15 protein-coding genes and 4 riboswitches are annotated in these 17,066 nt (G+C 71.0%); of the genes, 5 read left to right on the plus strand and 10 right to left on the minus strand.

Annotation, left to right across the window (positions count from 1 at the left end; all coding sequences use genetic code 11):
- Window positions 1-15: 15 nt before the first annotated feature.
- From ACIBKY_RS54820 to ACIBKY_RS54840, 5 genes are all read right to left on the minus strand, one after another.
- Window positions 16-540 carry a YceI family protein gene (locus ACIBKY_RS54820; protein ID WP_397110589.1) on the minus strand — a complete coding sequence of 175 codons (525 nt, stop codon included), beginning with the start codon at window positions 538-540 and terminating at the stop codon, window positions 16-18.
- Window positions 537-1,292: an SDR family NAD(P)-dependent oxidoreductase gene (locus ACIBKY_RS54825; protein WP_397110591.1), complete on the minus strand. Its 756-nt coding sequence runs from the start codon at window positions 1,290-1,292 to the stop codon at window positions 537-539. The genes ACIBKY_RS54820 and ACIBKY_RS54825 overlap by 4 nt, the downstream gene beginning before the upstream one ends.
- 108 nt (window positions 1,293-1,400) lie before the next feature.
- Entirely contained in the window at window positions 1,401-1,544 is a 144-nt protein-coding gene (locus ACIBKY_RS54830) for a hypothetical protein (protein ID WP_397110593.1), read from the minus strand.
- Complete coding sequence (locus ACIBKY_RS54835; RefSeq protein WP_397110595.1) at window positions 1,537-2,241, minus strand: hypothetical protein; 705 nt, start codon at window positions 2,239-2,241, stop codon at window positions 1,537-1,539. Before ACIBKY_RS54835 ends, ACIBKY_RS54830 begins: the two co-directional genes overlap by 8 nt.
- A 64-nt stretch (window positions 2,242-2,305) precedes the next feature.
- Window positions 2,306-2,443: riboswitch (cobalamin riboswitch) on the minus strand.
- A 52-nt stretch (window positions 2,444-2,495) separates the two neighbouring features.
- A complete protein-coding gene (locus ACIBKY_RS54840) occupies window positions 2,496-3,842 on the minus strand; it encodes a short-chain fatty acyl-CoA regulator family protein (RefSeq protein WP_397110597.1) in 1,347 nt (448 codons plus the stop codon).
- A 142-nt stretch (window positions 3,843-3,984) separates the two neighbouring features.
- On the opposite strand from ACIBKY_RS54840, the gene ACIBKY_RS54845 reads away from it, so the two are divergent.
- The 5 genes from ACIBKY_RS54845 to ACIBKY_RS54865 all read left to right on the plus strand — a co-directional run bounded on the left by ACIBKY_RS54845 (window position 3,985) and on the right by ACIBKY_RS54865 (window position 11,260).
- A complete protein-coding gene (locus ACIBKY_RS54845) occupies window positions 3,985-5,475 on the plus strand; it encodes an MmgE/PrpD family protein (protein WP_397110599.1) in 1,491 nt (496 codons plus the stop codon).
- The gene (gene prpB / locus ACIBKY_RS54850) at window positions 5,475-6,380 is read left to right on the plus strand and encodes a methylisocitrate lyase (protein WP_397110601.1); all 906 of its coding nucleotides are present in this window, start codon (window positions 5,475-5,477) and stop codon (window positions 6,378-6,380) included. The genes ACIBKY_RS54845 and prpB overlap by 1 nt, the downstream gene beginning before the upstream one ends.
- Window positions 6,377-7,465: a bifunctional 2-methylcitrate synthase/citrate synthase gene (locus ACIBKY_RS54855; protein ID WP_397110603.1), complete on the plus strand. Its 1,089-nt coding sequence runs from the start codon at window positions 6,377-6,379 to the stop codon at window positions 7,463-7,465. Before prpB ends, ACIBKY_RS54855 begins: the two co-directional genes overlap by 4 nt.
- Window positions 7,466-7,516: 51 nt before the next feature.
- Window positions 7,517-7,723: riboswitch (cobalamin riboswitch) on the plus strand.
- Between the two features lie 184 nt (window positions 7,724-7,907).
- Window positions 7,908-10,244 (plus strand): ribonucleoside-diphosphate reductase subunit alpha, encoded by a 2,337-nt coding sequence (locus tag ACIBKY_RS54860; RefSeq protein ID WP_397110605.1) that lies wholly within the window; start codon window positions 7,908-7,910, stop codon window positions 10,242-10,244.
- A 20-nt stretch (window positions 10,245-10,264) separates the two neighbouring features.
- The gene (locus ACIBKY_RS54865) at window positions 10,265-11,260 is read left to right on the plus strand and encodes a ribonucleotide-diphosphate reductase subunit beta (RefSeq protein ID WP_397110607.1); all 996 of its coding nucleotides are present in this window, start codon (window positions 10,265-10,267) and stop codon (window positions 11,258-11,260) included.
- A gap of 35 nt (window positions 11,261-11,295) precedes the next feature.
- Here ACIBKY_RS54865 and ACIBKY_RS54870 read toward each other — a convergent pair whose 3' ends face one another.
- Genes ACIBKY_RS54870 through ACIBKY_RS54890 form a run of 5 tightly spaced genes read right to left on the minus strand, consistent with a single transcriptional unit; the run spans window position 11,296 to window position 16,598 of the window.
- A complete protein-coding gene (locus ACIBKY_RS54870) occupies window positions 11,296-12,069 on the minus strand; it encodes an enoyl-CoA hydratase (protein ID WP_397110609.1) in 774 nt (257 codons plus the stop codon).
- Window positions 12,066-12,944, minus strand: coding sequence for a 3-hydroxyisobutyrate dehydrogenase (gene mmsB, locus ACIBKY_RS54875; protein WP_397110611.1), 879 nt, complete (start codon window positions 12,942-12,944; stop codon window positions 12,066-12,068). The genes ACIBKY_RS54870 and mmsB overlap by 4 nt, the downstream gene beginning before the upstream one ends.
- On the minus strand, window positions 12,941-13,960 hold the full coding sequence (locus ACIBKY_RS54880) for an enoyl-CoA hydratase/isomerase family protein (RefSeq protein ID WP_397110613.1): 1,020 nt from the start codon (window positions 13,958-13,960) through the stop codon (window positions 12,941-12,943). Before ACIBKY_RS54880 ends, mmsB begins: the two co-directional genes overlap by 4 nt.
- A complete protein-coding gene (locus ACIBKY_RS54885) occupies window positions 13,960-15,105 on the minus strand; it encodes an acyl-CoA dehydrogenase family protein (RefSeq protein ID WP_397110615.1) in 1,146 nt (381 codons plus the stop codon). Before ACIBKY_RS54885 ends, ACIBKY_RS54880 begins: the two co-directional genes overlap by 1 nt.
- Window positions 15,105-16,598 (minus strand): CoA-acylating methylmalonate-semialdehyde dehydrogenase, encoded by a 1,494-nt coding sequence (locus ACIBKY_RS54890; RefSeq protein WP_397110617.1) that lies wholly within the window; start codon window positions 16,596-16,598, stop codon window positions 15,105-15,107. Before ACIBKY_RS54890 ends, ACIBKY_RS54885 begins: the two co-directional genes overlap by 1 nt.
- 122 nt (window positions 16,599-16,720) lie before the next feature.
- A riboswitch (cobalamin riboswitch) is annotated at window positions 16,721-16,893 on the minus strand.
- Window positions 16,894-16,941: 48 nt separating this feature from the next.
- Window positions 16,942-17,066: riboswitch (cobalamin riboswitch) on the plus strand. This riboswitch is flagged as partial in the annotation.

The raw sequence follows: 17,066 nt of genomic DNA on the forward strand, positions 1-17,066 counted from the left end.
GGCCAGCGGTCCTGCTCAGCCGAGCAGGACCGCGTGGCCGGTGAGGCTCACCCGCACGTTCCTGCCGAGGACCGCGCGGCTGCCCATCAGGCGAGACCCGATCACGACGCCGAGGTCGTGCCGGTCGATCCGGCCCACCGCGGAGACGAACAGCCGCGTGCCGTCGTCCTCGGGCGGGAGCCACCGCACGTCCAGGCTGAGCGTGCCGGTGCTCTGCCGCACGGTGAGCGCGCCGTCGGCGATCAGCCCGTGGCCGCCCGCCCGCACCCGCCCGGAGCGGTAGCGCATCTCGGGGAAGGAGCCGGTGTCGAAGAAGGCGGGCGAGCGCAGGAACGCGTCCCGCTCGGCGTCGCCGGTGTCGATCGAGGCCATCTCGATCACGGCGCTCGCCACCGACTCCGTGAGGTCGGGCGCCACCTCGATCTCCCCCTCGAACGCCGTGAAGCGCCCGCGCACCCTGCGCACGCTCAGATGGCTCAGCGCGAAGGTGAGCCGCGCCGTGGCGGCGTCGATCCGCCACGTGCCGGGCTTGACGCTCATGAGGTACGGCTCGCCTCCATCACGGCCCGCACGAGACGCCGCGGAGCCAGCCGGGCGAACGCCGCCGAGGTCTTGTTGCGCAGGCCGGGGACGCACACCGCGCGCCCGGCCGCCAGTGCCGCCAGCCCCTCACGCGCCACCTGGTCAGCCGCCTGGATCCGGCGGGACGGGTCCGCGGTGGCCGCGGTGAAGCCGGGCAGGAGGGTGGTCACCCGCACGCCGTACCGGCGTACCTCCATGTGGAGCGCCTGGCCGAAGGCGGTCAGGAAGGAGTAGCTGGCGCCGTAGGTCGCGCCGAAGGGCGTCGGCGCCTCGCCCGCGATCGACGAGACGTTGAGGACGGCGCCCCTGCCGCGGTCGAGCATCACCGGCAGCACGCTGTGCGTCAGCCGGATCGGGGCCACCGCGTTCAGCTCCACCTGGCTCACCTCACCGGCGATCGGCAGTTTCGCGAACAGGCCGCTGGTCAGCGCGCCCGCGCTGTTGACCAGGACGTCGACCGGGCGTGCGGCGTCCGCCAGCCGTTCCTCGACGGCGGCGGCCTGCGTATGGTCGGTGAGATCGGCGGGCAGGACCTCGGTCACCGTGCCGAAGGCGTCCTTCATCTCCGCGGCCAGCGCGTCGAGCGGGCCGGCGCCGCGTGCCACCACCACCAGATGGTGGCCGCGGCGGGCCAGCTCCCTGGCGAAGGCTTCGCCGATTCCGGTGGAGGCACCGGTCACCAGCGCCGTCGGGCGGTCGTCCTGCCGCATGTTCGGCGTCCTTTCCTGGCGGATGTGGCCTGACGATATGCGGCGGCGTCATGGCCGTCTTCCACACGCGTTGCCTCCTGGACACGCTGTTCGTGGAGGCCGAAGGGCTCAGGCGAGCACCTGGCGGGCCACCGTGGTGATGTGGAGTTCGTCCGGCCCGTCGAGCAGGCGGGCCATCCGTCCCAGGCGGAACAGCGCGGGCAGCGGGGTGTCGGGGCCGAGGCCGGCGGCGCCGGGAAGGGGTTCAACCACGGTTGACCATGCCCACCAGGGCGGCCGCGCTCGCCTGGGGTGAGCGCGCCGCCGTACAGGTGGAGGCGAGGACGACCTGATCGGCCAGCCGCTCGACGGCCGCGCGGACGCCGGCCGCGGGTACCTCCCGGCCGGTGTCGTCCACCAGGGCGGCCACCACGGTCTTACCCGGCATGCCGCCGACCGCGGCGAGCGCGGCCAGGGTGCCGGGCCTGGTCACGAAGTCCATGGCGACGCCCTCGACCCGGGTCGCGCCGAGGGCGGTCAGCGCGGGCCCTGCCGCTCCCGAGCACATGCAGACCATGATCCGGGGTCGGTGGCTCAGCTCGCCGAGCCTGGTGTAGGCGGAGGCGAGCATCGGCGCGGCCGGCAGCGGCTCGTTGAGCTGGACCTCGGCGACGCCCGCGGTGGCCAGCCGCTCCAGCAGTTCCGCGTACGACTCCAGCAGGCCCTCCTGCCGGGTCGAGGCCAGGACGCTCACCGGGCCCGGCAGGACCGGCCGGGTCTCGAAGCCGCGCCGCTTCGCGTGAAGATAGGCGGCGACGGCGGGGGCGTAGTCGAGCCGGCGCGGCCCGGGGAACATCCGGTGCGCCTCGAACGCGGGATCGTGGAGCGGAAGGTCGCTCAGCCCGATGTCGCGCAGTTCCTGCCACGTCTCGGGAGAGACATGGCCGAGCAGGGTGGTGCGTTGTCTCACGTCGGGTCCTTTTCCCTCGCGGAACCCCTGGGGGCCGCGCGCCGGGCGGCGCACGGGCGGTGGCAGGTGTTCGGACTCGCGGGCGTCTCACACGTTCCTACTGGCCGTCGCTTCCCAGGCCGGAGCCCAGTGCTTGCGTGGACGGCGGTCGTTCCCGCTCACCGCTGCGGGGCAGTCCCGGATTCGCACCGGGTTCCCTCTTGCGCCGGCCTTCCCTGGGGAGGCCGGACCAGCCGCACCGCGAAGCCTATCGATCAGGGCGTGGTGTACGGCACCAGCCCGGTCACATGCTCGTCGGCCCGCACCTGGGTGCCGGTGGGTGGGAAGGCGCGCTGGGCGCAGTCGTCGCGTTCGCACACCTTGCAGCCCAGGCCGATGGGCGTGACCTGGGGCGTGGCCAGGTCCAGGCCGTCGGCGTACACGAGCCGGTGCGCGTGCCGCAGCTCACAGCCGAGCCCGATGGCGAACAGCGACCCCGGCGCGCCGTGACGGGGCGGGCGGCGTTCCACGGTCCGCGCCACCCAGAAGTAGCGCCGCCCGTCGGGCATCTCGGCCACCTGGGTCAGCAGCCGGCCGGGAGTGGTGAAGGCGTCATAGACGTTCCACAGCGGGCAGCTGCCGCCCGCGCGGGTGAAGTGGAAGCCGGTGGCGGACTGGCGCTTGGAGATGTTGCCCGCCCGGTCCACGCGTACGAAGGAGAACGGCACACCGCGCATGCGGGGCCGTTGCAGGGTGGAAAGCCGGTGGCAGACGGTCTCGAAGCCCACGCCGAAGTCCGCGGCGAGCCGGTCGAGGTCGTAGCGGCGGCGCTCGGCCGCGTCACGGAAGATCCGGTACGGCAGCAGCAGCGCCCCGGCGAAATAGTTGGCCAGCCCGATCCTGGCCAGTGCCGCGGCGTCGGCATCGGTGAACCCCGCGTCCGCGACCAGGCCGGCGATCAGATCGGCGTGTTCGAGCAGGGCCAGCTGGGTCGCGAGCTGGAAGGCGCGCTGGGAGGACCGCAGGCCCGGCGCGAGGTGCAGGACGCGGGTGCGGGGGTCGTAGCGGCGCCGCGCGCTCCCGTCCTCGGTGATCCGCACGCCGTGGGCCGCCAGCCGTTGCGCCGCGAGCCCTCCGGGGTCGCCGCCGTCGGCCAGCGATTCCGCGGCCCGGTCCAGCTCGTCGACGTAGTTGTGCCGGTCGTAGAAGAAGTCACGCACCAGCTCGTACGGCGCGGGCGCGACCGGTTGCGCGCCGGCCAGGACGGCGGCGTGTTCCGTGGCGGCCAGGTAGCGGCGGTGCAGCCCGGCCACGGCCCGCGCGATCTCGGGGCTGGCGCCGACCAGGTCGGCGAGGGCGGCGGGGGAGATCTCCTGCCCGGCCAGGGCCTCACGCAGGTCGGCGATGAGCCGGGTGCCGTCCTCGGGGGCGAAGAACTCGGGATCGACGCCGAAGACGTCGCTCAGCTGGAGCAGGACCGGAGCGGTCAGCGGGCGCTGGTTGTGCTCGATCTGGTTGAGGTAGCTGGCCGAGATGCCGAGCAGCTCCGCGAGATGGACCTGGCTGATCTTCCGGTCGCGGCGCAGGGCCCTCAGCCTCGGTCCCACGAAGATCTTGCCCATGAGGACAGCCTATGCGAAGTCCCGGCTTCGCAACCTTCGCAAAGCCGGTCGGGTACTTCGCGAAACTTCGCAGATGACGGGGCTGGCCCGGCGCAGCGGCCGCTGGTGATGCTGACAGGAAACCCCTTCGCAAAGGAGTCAGATGATCACCCATGTCGTCCGTGTCAGCCCCAGCGCCGACCGGCTGCCGGTCCAGGAGCAACTGGCCTGGAAGCTCGCCGACCTGGCCGCACGCGCCCCGGCGCCCGACCCGGACATCGCCGAGATGATCGCGAACAGGGTGGTCGACAACGCCGCTGTGGCCGCCGCGTCGCTGCGCCGCGCGCCGGTGGCCGCGGCCAGGGACCAGGCGCTCGCGCACCCGGCGGCCTCGGGCGGGGCCGGGATCCTCGGAGTGGACGACGTTCGCGTGTCGCCGGAGTGGGCGGCATGGGCGAACGGCGTCGCCGTACGCGAGCTGGACTTCCACGACACGTTCCTGGCCGCCGACTACTCGCACCCGGCCGACAACATCCCGCCGATCCTGGCGGTGGCCCAGCACACCGGGCGGACCGGCGCGGAGCTGACGCGTGCCCTCGCGGTCGCCTACGAGGTCCAGGTGGCGCTGGTCGGCGGCATCTGCCTGCACGAGCACAAGATCGACCACGTCGCCCACCTCGGCCCCTCCGCGGCGGCCGGGATCGGCACGCTGCTCGGCCTGCCCACCGAGACGATCTACCACGCCATCGGCCAGGCGCTGCACACCACGACCGCCACCCGGCAGTCACGCAAGGGCGAGATCTCCTCATGGAAGGCGTACGCCCCGGCCTTCGCCGGGAAGGTCGCGATCGAGGCGGTGGACCGGGCGATGCGCGGCCAGGGCGCGCCGGCGCCGATCTACGAGGGCGAGGACGGCGTCATCGCCCGGATGCTGTCGGGGCCCTCGGCCGAGTACCAGGTGGAGCTGCCCGAGCCGGGCGAGCAGGCGCGCGGCATCCTGCGCACCTACACCAAGGCGCACTCGGCCGAATACCAGGCCCAGGCCCTCATCGACCTGGCCATCGACCTGCGCGCGCGGATCGGCGACCCGGCCAAGGTGGAGCGGGTCACCATCCACACCAGCCACCACACCCACCACGTGATCGGCAGCGGCGCCGGCGACCCGCAGAAGTACGATCCGCACGCCAGCCGGGAGACGCTGGATCACTCGCTGCCCTACATCTTCGCCGTCGCCCTCCAGGACGGGGTCTGGCACCACGTCGCGTCGTACCTGCCCGAGCGGGCCGGCCGCGCCGACACCGTCGAGCTCTGGAACAAGATCGCCACGGTCGAGGACCCCGAGTGGACCGCCCTCTACCACCACCCGGAACGGCGCGCGTTCGGCGGCCGGGTCGTCGTCGAGCTGGCCGACGGCAGCACGGTCGAGGAGTCACGCGCGGTCGCCGACGCGCACCCGGACGGGGCACACCCGTTCGCCCGCGCCGACTACCTGGCCAAGTTCCGCACCCTGGCCTCGGGCGTGGTCACGGAAGCCGAGCAGGACCGCTATCTCGGCCTGGCCGAACGCCTTCCCCTGCTGACCGCCGCCGAGGTGGCCGCCCTGAATCTCAAGGCGGGCATCGACCCCGCGCCCGCCACCAAGGGGATCTTCTGATGCTGCACTCCCGCCACACCCCGCAGGACAAACGCCGCGCGCTCCGCGACGGGCTGGCCGGCGGCGAACTGCTGCGACTGCCCGGAGCCTTTAGCCCGCTGGTGGCCCGCGCCGTCGAGCAGGCCGGCTTCGACGGCGTCTACGTCTCCGGCGCCGTGCTCTCGGCCGACCTGGCCCTGCCCGACATCGGCCTGACCACGCTCACCGAGGTCGCCGGGCGCTCGCAGGCCATCGCCCGCGTCACCGAGCTGCCCACCCTGGTCGACGCCGACACCGGCTTCGGCGAGCCGATGAACGCGGCCAGGACCATCCAGGTCCTCGAGGACGCCGGCGTGGCGGGATGTCACCTGGAGGACCAGGTCAACCCCAAACGGTGCGGTCACCTCGACGGCAAGACGATCAGCCCCCTGCCCGACATGCTGCGTCGCCTGCGCGCCGCCGTGGACGCCCGGCGCGACCCCGGATTCGTCATCTGCGCCCGCACGGACGTGCGCACCACCGAGGGCCTGGGCGCCACGATCGAGCGGGCCAAGGCGTTCGCCGACGCCGGAGCCGACCTGATCTTCCCCGAGGCGCTGGCGAACGCGGCCGAGTTCGAGGCCCTGCGCAAGGCGGTCGACGTGCCGCTGCTGGCCAACATGACCGAGTTCGGGCAGTCGACGCTGCTCACCACCACGACCCTGCGCGACCTCGGCGTCAACGTGGTCATCTACCCGGTGACCCTGTTCCGCCTGGCCATGGGCACGGTCACCGAGGCGCTGCGCGCCATCGACGCGGACGGCACGCAGGCGAAGCTGGTCGATCGCATGCAGACCAGGGGCGAGCTGTACGACCTGCTGGACTACTCCGGCTACGCGAGTTTCGACGCCGGCGTGCTCACCCACGGCTACCGGGAGGACCGATGACGATCAGCAAGGGCCTGGCGGGCGTGGTCGCGGACACGACCGCGATCTCCATGGTCAACCCGGAGACCAACTCCCTCACCTACCGCGGCTACCCGGTTCAGGAACTGGCCGCCGTCTGCAGCTTCGAGCAGGTCGCCTACCTGCTCTGGCAGGGCGAACTGCCCGACCAGGGGCAGCTCAGGGAGTTCCGGGCGGCCGAGCGGGCCCGCCGTACCCTCTCCCGGACGACGCTGGACGTGCTGGCGCGGCTGCCGGAGAGCTGCCACCCGATGGACGTGCTGCGCACGGCCGTCAGCCAGCTCGGCGCCGAGGATCCGCGCGAGGACGACGCGAGCGCCAACCCGCGCGCGGCGCTCGACCTGCTCGCCCGCCTGCCGACCGTCGTCGCCCTGGACCAGCGCCGCCGCCGGGGGCAGGCGCCGATCCAGCCCGACCCCGGGCTGGGCTTCGCGGAGAACTTCTTCCACATGTGCTTCGGCGAGATCCCCGAACCCGAGGTGGTGCGCTGCTTCGAGATCTCCCTGATCCTCTACGCCGAGCACAGCTTCAACGCCTCCACCTTCACCGCCCGCGTGGTCACCTCCACCTTGTCCGATCTCTACAGCGCGGTCACCGCCGCGATCGGCGCGCTCAAGGGCCCGCTGCACGGCGGCGCCAACGAGGCCGTCATGCACATGTTCGCCGGCATGGACGACCCCGAGTCATGGCTGAAGCAGGCCCTGGCCGACGGGCGGAAGATCATGGGCTTCGGCCACCGCGTCTACAAGCACGGTGACTCGCGCGTGCCGACCATGGAGGCCGCCCTGCGCGAGCTGGCCAGGCTGCGGGAGGCGGACGAGCTCATGACACGGTACGACGCTCTCGCCGGCGCGATGGCACGCACCAAGGGAATCCATCCCAATCTGGACTATCCGACCGGCCCGGCGTACCACCTGATGGGGTTCGACATCCCCACCTTCACTCCCATCTTCGTCATGTCCCGCATCACCGGCTGGAGTGCCCACATAGCTGAGCAGCTCTCCGCGAACTCCCTCATCCGCCCCCTCAGCTCCTACATCGGTCCGGTGGAGCGCCATCTCTCGTGACTCATCTCTCAACACGAGATGTGGGGTGTGACTTTCTGATCGACCCTATATATGGTGTCCCTTGCGATCGGTTCGGCCGCTCAGCCAGAGCGGCCGAGGCAAGAGGGAACCCGGTGAGAATCCGGGACTGCCCCGCAGCGGTAAGTGGGAACGACCGCCGTCACACGCACTGGGCCACCGTGCCCGGGAAGCGACGGCCAGTAGGGACAAGCGTCACGCCCACGAGTCCGAAGACCTGCCGGCCGTGCCGCGCGCGGGTGCGCGCGGCCGCTCCGAAGGCCGCGCGGGACGGCTGACGGCACCGGCGCGAGGGCTGTGCGACGTCCTTGCCGGGAGCCTTTCCGCGCGACCTTCGGTTCACGACCGAGTTCGCGAGGAGAGAGCTGTGACGGTCACCGGGGACCCAGTAACGGACCTGACCAGTACGCGGGGGGATCAACCCGTGCCCAGGCGCACGCAGATGCACGTGCGCAAGCGCAACGGCAACGCCGAGCCCGTCGACGTCAACAAGATCGTCAAAGCGGTGGAGCGCTGGGCCGACGACCTGACCGACGTCGATCCGCTGCGTGTTGCCACCAAGACCATCAGCGGCCTGTACGACGGCGCGACGACCGCCGAGCTGGACCGCCTGTCGATCCAGACCGCTGCCGAGATGATCGGCGAGGAGCCGCAGTACTCCCGCCTGGCCGCCCGCCTGCTGTCGGGCTACATCGACAAGGAAGTACGCGGCCAGGGGGTGGCCTCCTTCAGCCAGGCCATCCGGCTCGGCCACGCCGAAGGGCTCATCGGCGACGAGACCGCCGCCTTCGTCGCGGCCAACGCCCGCAAGCTCGACGACGCCATCGACCCGTCGGCCGACCTGCGCTTCGAGTACTTCGGCCTGCGGACCGTCTACGACCGCTACCTGCTGCGCCACCCGACCAACCGGCTGGTGGTCGAGACGCCGCAGTACTGGCTGCTGCGCGTGGCCTGCGGCCTGGCCCAGAGCCCGACCGAGGCGATCGGCTTCTACCGGCTGATGTCGTCGCTGGCCTACCTGCCCAGCTCGCCCACGCTGTTCAACTCGGGCACCGTGCACACCCAGATGTCCTCGTGCTACCTGGTCGACTCGCCCAAGGACGAGCTGGAGAGCATCTACGACCGCTACGCACAGGTCGCGCGGCTGTCGAAGTTCGCCGGAGGCATCGGCATCGCGTGGAGCCGGGTGCGCTCGCGGGGCGCGCTGATCCGCGGCACCAACGGCCACTCCAACGGCATCGTGCCGTGGCTGCGCACCCTCGACTCCTCGGTCGCGGCGGTCAACCAGGGCGGCCGGCGCAAGGGCGCCGCCTGCGTCTACCTGGAGCCCTGGCACCCGGACGTCGAGGAGTTTCTGGAGCTGCGCGACAACACCGGCGAGGACGCCCGCCGTACCCACAACCTGAACCTGGCCAACTGGATCCCCGACGAGTTCATGCGCCGGGTCGAGGCCGACGCGATGTGGTCGTTGTTCGACCCCAACGAGGTCCCCGAGCTGCCCGACCTGTGGGGCGAGGCGTTCGAGGACGCCTACCGGGCAGCCGAGCAGGCGGGACGCTACGTGCGCCAGGTCAAGGCCCGCGACCTGTACGCCAGGATGATGCGCACCCTCGCCCAGACCGGCAACGGCTGGATGACCTTCAAGGACGCCGCCAACCGGCTGTGCAACCAGGCCGCCGAGCCAGGCAACGTGGTCCACCTGTCGAACCTGTGCACCGAGATCATCGAGGTGTCCAGCGACAAGGAGACCGCGGTGTGCAACCTTGGCTCGGTCAACCTCGCCTCCCACGTGGCCGACGGCGGCATCGACTGGGACAAGCTGCGCGCCACCGTGCGCACCGCGGTCACCTTCCTGGACCGCGTGATCGACATCAACTACTACCCCAGCGAGCAGGCCGCGGCCAGCAATCCGCGCTGGCGGCCGGTCGGCCTGGGCGTGATGGGCCTGCAGGACGTGTTCTTCGCGCTGCGGCTGCCGTTCGACTCGGCCGAGGCCAAGGAGCTGTCCACCAGGATCGCCGAGGAGATCTACCTGTCGGCGCTGGAGACTTCAGCCGGGCTGGCCGAGCGGTTCGGCGCCCACCCCGCCTACGACCAGACGTGGGCCAGGCGCGGCAAGCTCCAGCACGACCTGTGGGGCGTCACCGGCACCCAGGACGAGCGCTGGGCCGCCGTCCGTGAGCGCATCGTCGCCCACGGGCTGCGCAACTCGCTGCTGATCGCGATCGCGCCGACGGCGACCATCGCCTCCATCGTCGGCGCCTACGAGTGCATCGAGCCGCAGGTGTCCAACCTGTTCAAGCGCGAGACTCTGTCGGGCGAGTTCCTGCAGATCAACAACGCGCTGGTCGCCGAACTCAAGGCCCGTGGGCTGTGGACCGAGCAGATCAGGGCCGCCATCAAGCAGGCCGAAGGATCGGTGCAGGGCATCGCGCAGTTGCCCGACGAGGTCCGCCTTCTGTTCCGCACCGCCTGGGAGCTGCCGCAGCGCGCGCTGATCGACATGGGCGCGGCCCGCTCGCCGTACATCGACCAGAGCCAGTCGCTCAACCTGTTCATGAGCGCGCCGACGATCGACAAGCTCTCCTCGATGTACCTCTACGCCTGGAAGTCGGGCCTGAAGACCACCTACTACCTGCGTTCCCGCCCCGCCACCCGCATCCAGCAGGCCACCGTGCCCGTCGCCGCCTCGGCCAACAAGGACGAAGAGGCGCTCGCGTGCTCGCTGGAGAACCCCGAGTCGTGCGAGGCCTGCCAGTGACCACCCCTGAGGAGAACCCGATGTTGCTCGACCCGGGCATGAGCCTGACCCTGCGCCCGATGCGCTACCCGCTGTTCTTCGAGCGCTACCGCGACGCGATCAAGAACACCTGGACGGTGGAGGAGGTGGACCTGCACTCCGACCTCAAGGACCTGACCAGGCTGTCGGCGGCCGAACGCCACCTGATCAGCCGCCTGGTCGCCTTCTTCGCCACCGGCGACACCATCGTGGCCAACAACCTGGTGCTCAACCTCTACCAGCACGTCAACGCGCCGGAGGCGCGGCTGTACCTGTCCCGGCAGCTCTTCGAAGAGGCCGTGCACGTCCAGTTCTACCTGAACCTGCTCGACACCTACGTCCCCGACGAGCAGGAGCGCTTCGAGGCGTTCGCCGCCGTGGAGAACATCCCCTCCATCCGGCGCAAGGCGGAGTTCTGCTTCCGCTGGATCGACTCCATCGACAATCTGAAGGAGCTGCGCACCAGGGAGGACCGCAGGGCGTTCCTGCTCAACCTGATCTGCTTCGCCGCCTGCATCGAGGGACTGTTCTTCTACGGCGCCTTCGCCTACGTGTACTTCCTGCGCTCACGAGGTCTGCTGAACGGCCTGGCCTCGGGCACCAACTGGGTCTTCCGCGACGAGTCCATGCACATGGCCTTCGCGTTCGACGTGGTGGAGGTGGCGCGCAAGGAGGAGCCTGACCTGTTCGACGACGAGCTGGCCGCCCAGGTTAGGGAGATGCTGGCCGAGGCGGTCGACTGCGAGGCGCAGTTCGCCGAGGACCTGCTCGGCCAGGGCGTGCCCGGCATGTCGATCGCGGACATGCGCGCCTACCTGGAGCACGTCGCCGACCGGCGGCTGGCCCAGCTCGGCATCGAGCCGCTGTACGGGTCGAAGAACCCGTTCGCGTTCATGGAGTTGCAGGACGTGCAGGAGCTGTCGAACTTCTTCGAGCGCCGCGTCTCGGCCTACCAGGTCGGCGTGACGGGCTCGGTCAGCTTCGACTCCGACTTCTGAGCGTGAGGGGCCGCCCGGCGCGGCCCCTCACCTCGTCAGCGGTTGACGAAGGACGGCGTGCGCTTGTCGGTGAAGGCGGCCATGCCCTCCTTCTGGTCGGCGGTGGCGAAGGTGGCGTGGAACAGGCGCCGCTCGAAGCGCACACCCTCCGCCAGCGTGGCCTCGAAGGCGCGGTTGACCGCCTCCTTGGCCATCATCGCGATCGGCGTGGACATTCCGGCGATGGTCTCGGCGACGCTCAGGGCTTCGCCCGGCAGGTCCGCCGCCGGGACCACCCGCGACACCAGCCCGGCCCGCTCGGCCTCCGCGGCGTCCATGGTCCGGCCGGTCAGGCACATCTCCATCGCCTTGGCCTTGCCGACGGCGCGGGTCAGGCGCTGGGAGCCGCCGATGCCCGGGATGACGCCCAGCTTGATCTCCGGCTGGCCGAAGACCGCCGTGTCGGCGGCCAGCAGGACGTCGCACAGCATGGCCAGCTCGCAGCCTCCGCCCAGCGCGTACCCGGAGACGGCGGCCACGGTGGGCTTGCGGATCTGGCCGAGCCGGTCCCAGGCGGCGAACCAGTCACCCAGGTAGACGTCCATGTAGTCGTTGGGCCGCATCTCCTTGATGTCGGCCCCGGCGGCGAAGGCCCGCTCCGACCCGGTGATCACCACGCAGCCGATCTCCGGGTCGCGGTCGAAGGCGGTCGTGGCCGCCACGACCTCGTCCATGAGCTGGAGATTGAGCGCGTTGAGCGCCTTGGGCCGGTTGAGCGTGATGATCGCGACGCGGCCCTTCGTCTCGGTGAGGATGGTGTCGTATGTCATGAGCGTTCCCTGATCGTGTTGACGATGGCGGAGAAGTCCTGCCCCGCCCCTTCTCCCTCGGCGAAGGCGGCGTAGATCTGCGCGGCGTGCAACCCGAGTTCGGCGGAAACCCCATGCGCGTGTACGGCACTGGCCGCCAGGCCGAGATCCTTGGCCATGAGCGCGCCGGCGAACCCGGGCCGGTAGTCGTGGTTGGCCGGGCTGGCGGGCACCGGGCCCGGCACGGGGCAGTTCGTGGTCAGCGCCCAGCACTGCCCGGACGCCGCCGACGCCACGTCGAACAGCGCCTGATGCGTCAGCCCGAGCCTCTCCCCCAGGACGAACGCCTCGCTGACGGCGATCATCGAGGCGCCGAGGATCATGTTGTTGCAGATCTTGGCCGCCTGTCCCGCGCCGGGGTCCCCGCAGTGCACGACCCTGCGGCCCATGGCCGACAGGACGGGTTCGGCCTCGGCGAAGTCGGCCGCGTTGGCGCCGGCCATGAAGGTCAGCGTCGCGGCGCTCGCTCCGACCACGCCGCCGGAGACCGGCGCGTCCATGGCCCGGTGGCCGGCGGCGAGCGCCATCTCCGCGGCGGCACGGGCGTCGGCCACGTCGACGGTGGAGCAGTCGGCGAAGAGCGTGCCGGGACGGGCGACGGGCAGGATCTCCGCGTAGCACGCCAGCACGTGCCGGCCGGCGGGCAGCATGGTGATGACCAGATCCGCGCCGGCGACGGCCGCGCCTGCCGACGACTCCGCCCGCACGCCGACTTCGGCCGCCGCGTTCAGCGCCGTCTCGTCGAGGTCGAAGCCGTGCACGACATATCCGGCTTTAACGAGATTTGCGGCCATGGGGGCGCCCATGTTGCCCAGGCCGATGAAGGCGATCGTCATGCCAGCCCCAGTTCCTTGTCTCCCAGCGGCTCGAAGAACGCGTCCACCTCGTCGGGCGAGGCGGCCGGCGCCCAGTCCGGCGTGCGGTCCTTGTCGATGACCTGCGCGCGGATGCCCTCCTCCAGGTCGGGATGGGCGAGCGCGCGGCACGAGACGCGGTACTCCTGGTCGAGCACCTGCTCCAGCGACGCGAGCAGCCCCGCCCTGCGCACGGCCGAAAGGGTCACCCGCGAGGCGGTGGGCGACTTGCCGGCGATCTGCTCGGCGGCTGACTTGGCCCCGTCCTCCCCTGCCTCCAGCAGGGTCTCGACGATCTCCGGCAGGGTCTCGGCCGCGTAGCAGACGTCGATCCAGGCACGCTGGGCGGGCAGCGCGGGCTCCGGGGCCGGCCGGGCGTGGCGTTGGAGCGCGGCGCTCACCCCTTCCCCTGCCACGTCCGCCATGAACGCGGGCAGGTCGGTCGAGGCGACGAAGTGGTCGGCCAGCCCGCAGGCGATCGCGTCGCCCGCCCCGATCACCGCGCCGGTCAGGGCCAGGTGCAGGCCGATCTCGCCGGGGGCGCGCGAGAGCAGGTAGGTGCCGCCGACGTCGGGGATCAGGCCGATGCCCGTCTCGGGCATCGCGAGCTTGGTCCGCTCGGTGACCACCCTGACGCTGCCGTGGGCGGACACGCCGACGCCGCCGCCCATGACGAGGCCGTCCATGAGGGCGACGTACGGCTTGCCGTACCGGGCGATGCGGGCGTTGAGCCGGTACTCCTCGCGCCAGAACGCGGCCGTGGCGGCGCCGCCCCCTTCGCGGAGGTCGTGGTAGATGGAGCGGATGTCGCCGCCCGCGCACAGGCCGCGCTCGCCCGCGCCGCTGATCAGGACGGCGTCGACGGACTCGTCGGCCGCCCACTCCGCCAGCGCCGCGTCGAGGTGGCGGACCATGTCGTGGGTGAGGGCGTTGAGCGCCTTCGGCCGGTTGAGCAGCACGTGCCCGAGACGGCCCGAGGTCGTGGTCTCGATGTCCATCAGGCGGCCCCGGTCAGGCCGCGGGCGACGATGACGCGCATGATCTCGTTGGTCCCTTCGAGGATCTGGTGCACCCGCAGATCGCGGACGATCTTCTCGATGCCGTACTCGGTGAGGTAGCCGTAGCCGCCGTGCAGTTGCAGCGCGCGGTTGGCCACGGCGAAGCCGGTGTCGGTGACGAAGCGCTTGGCCATCGCGCACAGCTCGACCGCCTTGGGGTCGCCCTCGTCCAGGGCGGTGGCGGCCCGCCAGAGCAGGGCACGGGCGGCTTCGAGTTCGGTGGCCATGTCGGCCAGCTGGAACTGCAGTCCTTGGGCGTGCAGGAGCGGGGCGCCGAACGCGCGCCTGCTCTCCAGGTAGGAGGTGCTGGCCTCCAAGGCGGCTCGCGCGCCGCCGAGGGAGCAGGCGGCGATGCCGAGACGGCCGCCGTTGAGGCCGTTCATCGCGATGCGGAAGCCGTCGCCCTCGCGGCCCAGAAGCCGGTCGGCCGGGACGCGTACGCCGTCGAGGATCACCTGACGGGTGGGCTGGGCGTTCCAGCCCATCTTCTCCTCGTTGGCACCGAAGGACAGACCCGAATCGTCGCGTTCGAGCACGAAGGCCGAGATGCCGCGGGCTCCCGCCGCACCGGTGCGGGCCATGACCACGTACACCTGAGAGGCGCCGGCGCCGGAGACGAACTGCTTGACACCGTCCAGGATGTAGGCGTCTCCGTCGCGGACCGCGCGGGTGGCGATGGCCGCCGCGTCCGATCCGGCACCGGGTTCGGTGAGACAGTAGCTGGCCAGCTCGCGCATCGAGCACAGGCCGGGCAACCATCGCGCGCGCTGGCCGTCGTCGCCGTAGTGGCCGATCATCCAGGCGACCATGTTGTGGATGGAGATGTATCCGGCGATGGACGGGCAGCCGGTGGCCAGGGTCTCGAAGATCAGCGTGCCGTCCCGCCGGGACAGGGCCGAACCGCCGTGCTTCTCGGCCACGTAGATGCCGCCGAGCCCGAGGTCGGCGGCCTTGGCCAGGACGTCGACCGGGAAGTGCTTGCGGCGGTCCCAGTCGATGGCGCTGGGCGCCAGGTGCTCGCGGGTGAAGTCGCCGACCGCCTCGACGATGGCGTGCTGTTCCTGCGTGAGCGTGGGCATCGGCATCAGTCCATCGTCGGGATCGTGAAGCTGGCGCCTTCGCGGATGCCCGACGGCCAGCGGGAGGTGACGGTCTTGGTGCGGGTGAAGAACCGGATGGAGTCGGTGCCGAACTGGTTGAGGTCGCCGAACATCGAGCGTTTCCACCCGCCGAAGGAGTGGTACGCCACGGGCACCGGGATGGGCACGTTGACGCCGACCATGCCGGTGTTCACCCGGCGGGTGAAGTCGCGTGCCGTGTCGCCGTCGCGGGTGAAGATGGCCACGCCGTTGCCGTACTCGTGCTCGCTGGGCAGCCGCAGCGCCTGCTCGTAGTCGTCGGCGCGCACGATAGACAACACCGGCCCGAAGATCTCCTCGCGATGGATGCGCATGCCCGGTCGCACGTGGTCGAACAGGGACGGGCCGATGAAGAAGCCGCCGTCCGGGAACGTTCCCGAGCGGCCGTCCACGACCAGCTCCGCGCCTTCGGCCACGCCGAGGTCGAGGTAGCCGCGGACTCTTTCCAGTGCGTCCGGGCCGACCAGGGGGCCGAAGTCCGCCTCCTGGTCGTCGGAACGGCCCACGCGCAGCTCGGCGATCCTGGAGACGAGCCGCTCCCTGAGGGCCTCGGCCGTCGCCCTGCCCACGGGAACGGCGACGGAGATGGCCATGCAGCGTTCCCCGGCGGAACCGTACCCGGCGCCGATCAGGGCGTCCGTCGCCTGGCCGAGGTCGGCGTCGGGCATGACGATCAGATGGTTCTTGGCGCCGCCGAAGCACTGGGCGCGTTTGCCGTGGGCGGTGGCGGTCGTGTAGACGTGCTCGGCGATCGCGGTGGAGCCGACGAAGCAGGCTGCTTCCACCCGCGAGTCGGTGAGCAGGGTGTCCACCGCTTCCTTGCCGCCATGGACGACGTTCAGGACGCCGGGTGGCAGTCCGGCTTCGAGGAAGAGCTCGGCCAGCCGTACCGGGACCGAGGGGTCGCGCTCGGAGGGCTTCAGCACGAACGCGTTGCCGCAGGCCAGAGCGGGCGCGGCCTGCCACAGCGGGATCATCGCCGGGAAGTTGAACGGGGTGATGCCGGCGACCACGCCCAGCGGCTGCCGCATGGAGTAGACGTCGATGCCGGTGCCGGCGTTGTCGGTGAACTCCCCCTTGAGCAGGTGCGGGATGCCCGCGGCGAACTCGACGACCTCCAGGCCGCGCTGGATGTCGCCGTCGGCGTCGGCGACGGTCTTGCCGTGCTCGGCCGACAGCAGCCTGGCCAGTTCGGCCCGCTCGCTCTCCACCAGCCTCAGGAACGCCAGCAGAACACGGGCGCGGCGCTGCGGATTCCACTCGGCCCAGGCTTTCTGGGCCTCGACGGCGTCGGCGATCGCCTCGCGGGTCTCCTGGGCGGAGGCCAGCGGGACACGCGCCTGAACACTGCCGGTGTTGGGGTCGTACACCTCGCCGACGGCTCCCGAGGAGCCCGGGTGAGGCTTTCCTGCGATGAAGTGGGTCAAATCACGGATCATGAAGCCTGCCTTCGCCAGGTCGATCCGAGGATGGGCACGCGGAAAGTGCGCGGGGTCAGGGATGATCCTCTGGATCTCGGGCGCGTTCCGGTGCCATGCGTGTTCGCTCCATCCTCGTGGACAACACGTGCCAAACCCGCGGCCGGTATCCTGACTCCCGGATCAGCGCACGTCATCGGGCCTTCCCGGCTGGTTGCCAGTGGCCATTCCAGCGATGACGCACATCCCCGGTCACAGTGGCGGGACCGTGCCGGATTCACACCGGCTTCCCTGCACCGCGAGCGTTCTTGTAGAAAATATAGTTGGACGTCCTAGTAAGTCCAGTGCCGGCCTTCATTGGCTTAGGGTGGGGCTCGCAGTTGGTTCGCCCCGTCAGCCAGGCGAGGCGTCGTAAGAGGGAACCCGGTGCGAATCCGGGACTGCCCCGCAGCGGTGAGTGGGAACGACCGCCGTCACCAGCACTCGGCC

The sequence above is a fragment of the Nonomuraea sp. NPDC050394 genome (assembly GCF_044459065.1).
Classification (GTDB): Bacteria; Actinomycetota; Actinomycetes; order Streptosporangiales; family Streptosporangiaceae; genus Nonomuraea.

What these genes read in the sequence shown, in the direction of transcription:
- ACIBKY_RS54820 (WP_397110589.1), bottom strand. Translation starts at nt 540, where the DNA reads ATGAGCGTCAAGCCCGGCACGTGGCGGATCGACGCCGCCACGGCGCGG.
- ACIBKY_RS54825 (WP_397110591.1), bottom strand. Translation starts at nt 1,292, where the DNA reads ATGCGGCAGGACGACCGCCCGACGGCGCTGGTGACCGGTGCCTCCACC.
- ACIBKY_RS54840 (WP_397110597.1), bottom strand. Translation starts at nt 3,842, where the DNA reads ATGGGCAAGATCTTCGTGGGACCGAGGCTGAGGGCCCTGCGCCGCGAC.
- ACIBKY_RS54845 (WP_397110599.1), top strand. Translation starts at nt 3,985, where the DNA reads ATGATCACCCATGTCGTCCGTGTCAGCCCCAGCGCCGACCGGCTGCCG.
- prpB (WP_397110601.1), top strand. Translation starts at nt 5,475, where the DNA reads ATGCTGCACTCCCGCCACACCCCGCAGGACAAACGCCGCGCGCTCCGC.
- ACIBKY_RS54855 (WP_397110603.1), top strand. Translation starts at nt 6,377, where the DNA reads ATGACGATCAGCAAGGGCCTGGCGGGCGTGGTCGCGGACACGACCGCG.
- ACIBKY_RS54865 (WP_397110607.1), top strand. Translation starts at nt 10,265, where the DNA reads ATGTTGCTCGACCCGGGCATGAGCCTGACCCTGCGCCCGATGCGCTAC.
- ACIBKY_RS54870 (WP_397110609.1), bottom strand. Translation starts at nt 12,069, where the DNA reads ATGACATACGACACCATCCTCACCGAGACGAAGGGCCGCGTCGCGATC.
- mmsB (WP_397110611.1), bottom strand. Translation starts at nt 12,944, where the DNA reads ATGACGATCGCCTTCATCGGCCTGGGCAACATGGGCGCCCCCATGGCC.
- ACIBKY_RS54880 (WP_397110613.1), bottom strand. Translation starts at nt 13,960, where the DNA reads ATGGACATCGAGACCACGACCTCGGGCCGTCTCGGGCACGTGCTGCTC.
- ACIBKY_RS54885 (WP_397110615.1), bottom strand. Translation starts at nt 15,105, where the DNA reads ATGCCGATGCCCACGCTCACGCAGGAACAGCACGCCATCGTCGAGGCG.
- ACIBKY_RS54890 (WP_397110617.1), bottom strand. Translation starts at nt 16,598, where the DNA reads ATGATCCGTGATTTGACCCACTTCATCGCAGGAAAGCCTCACCCGGGC.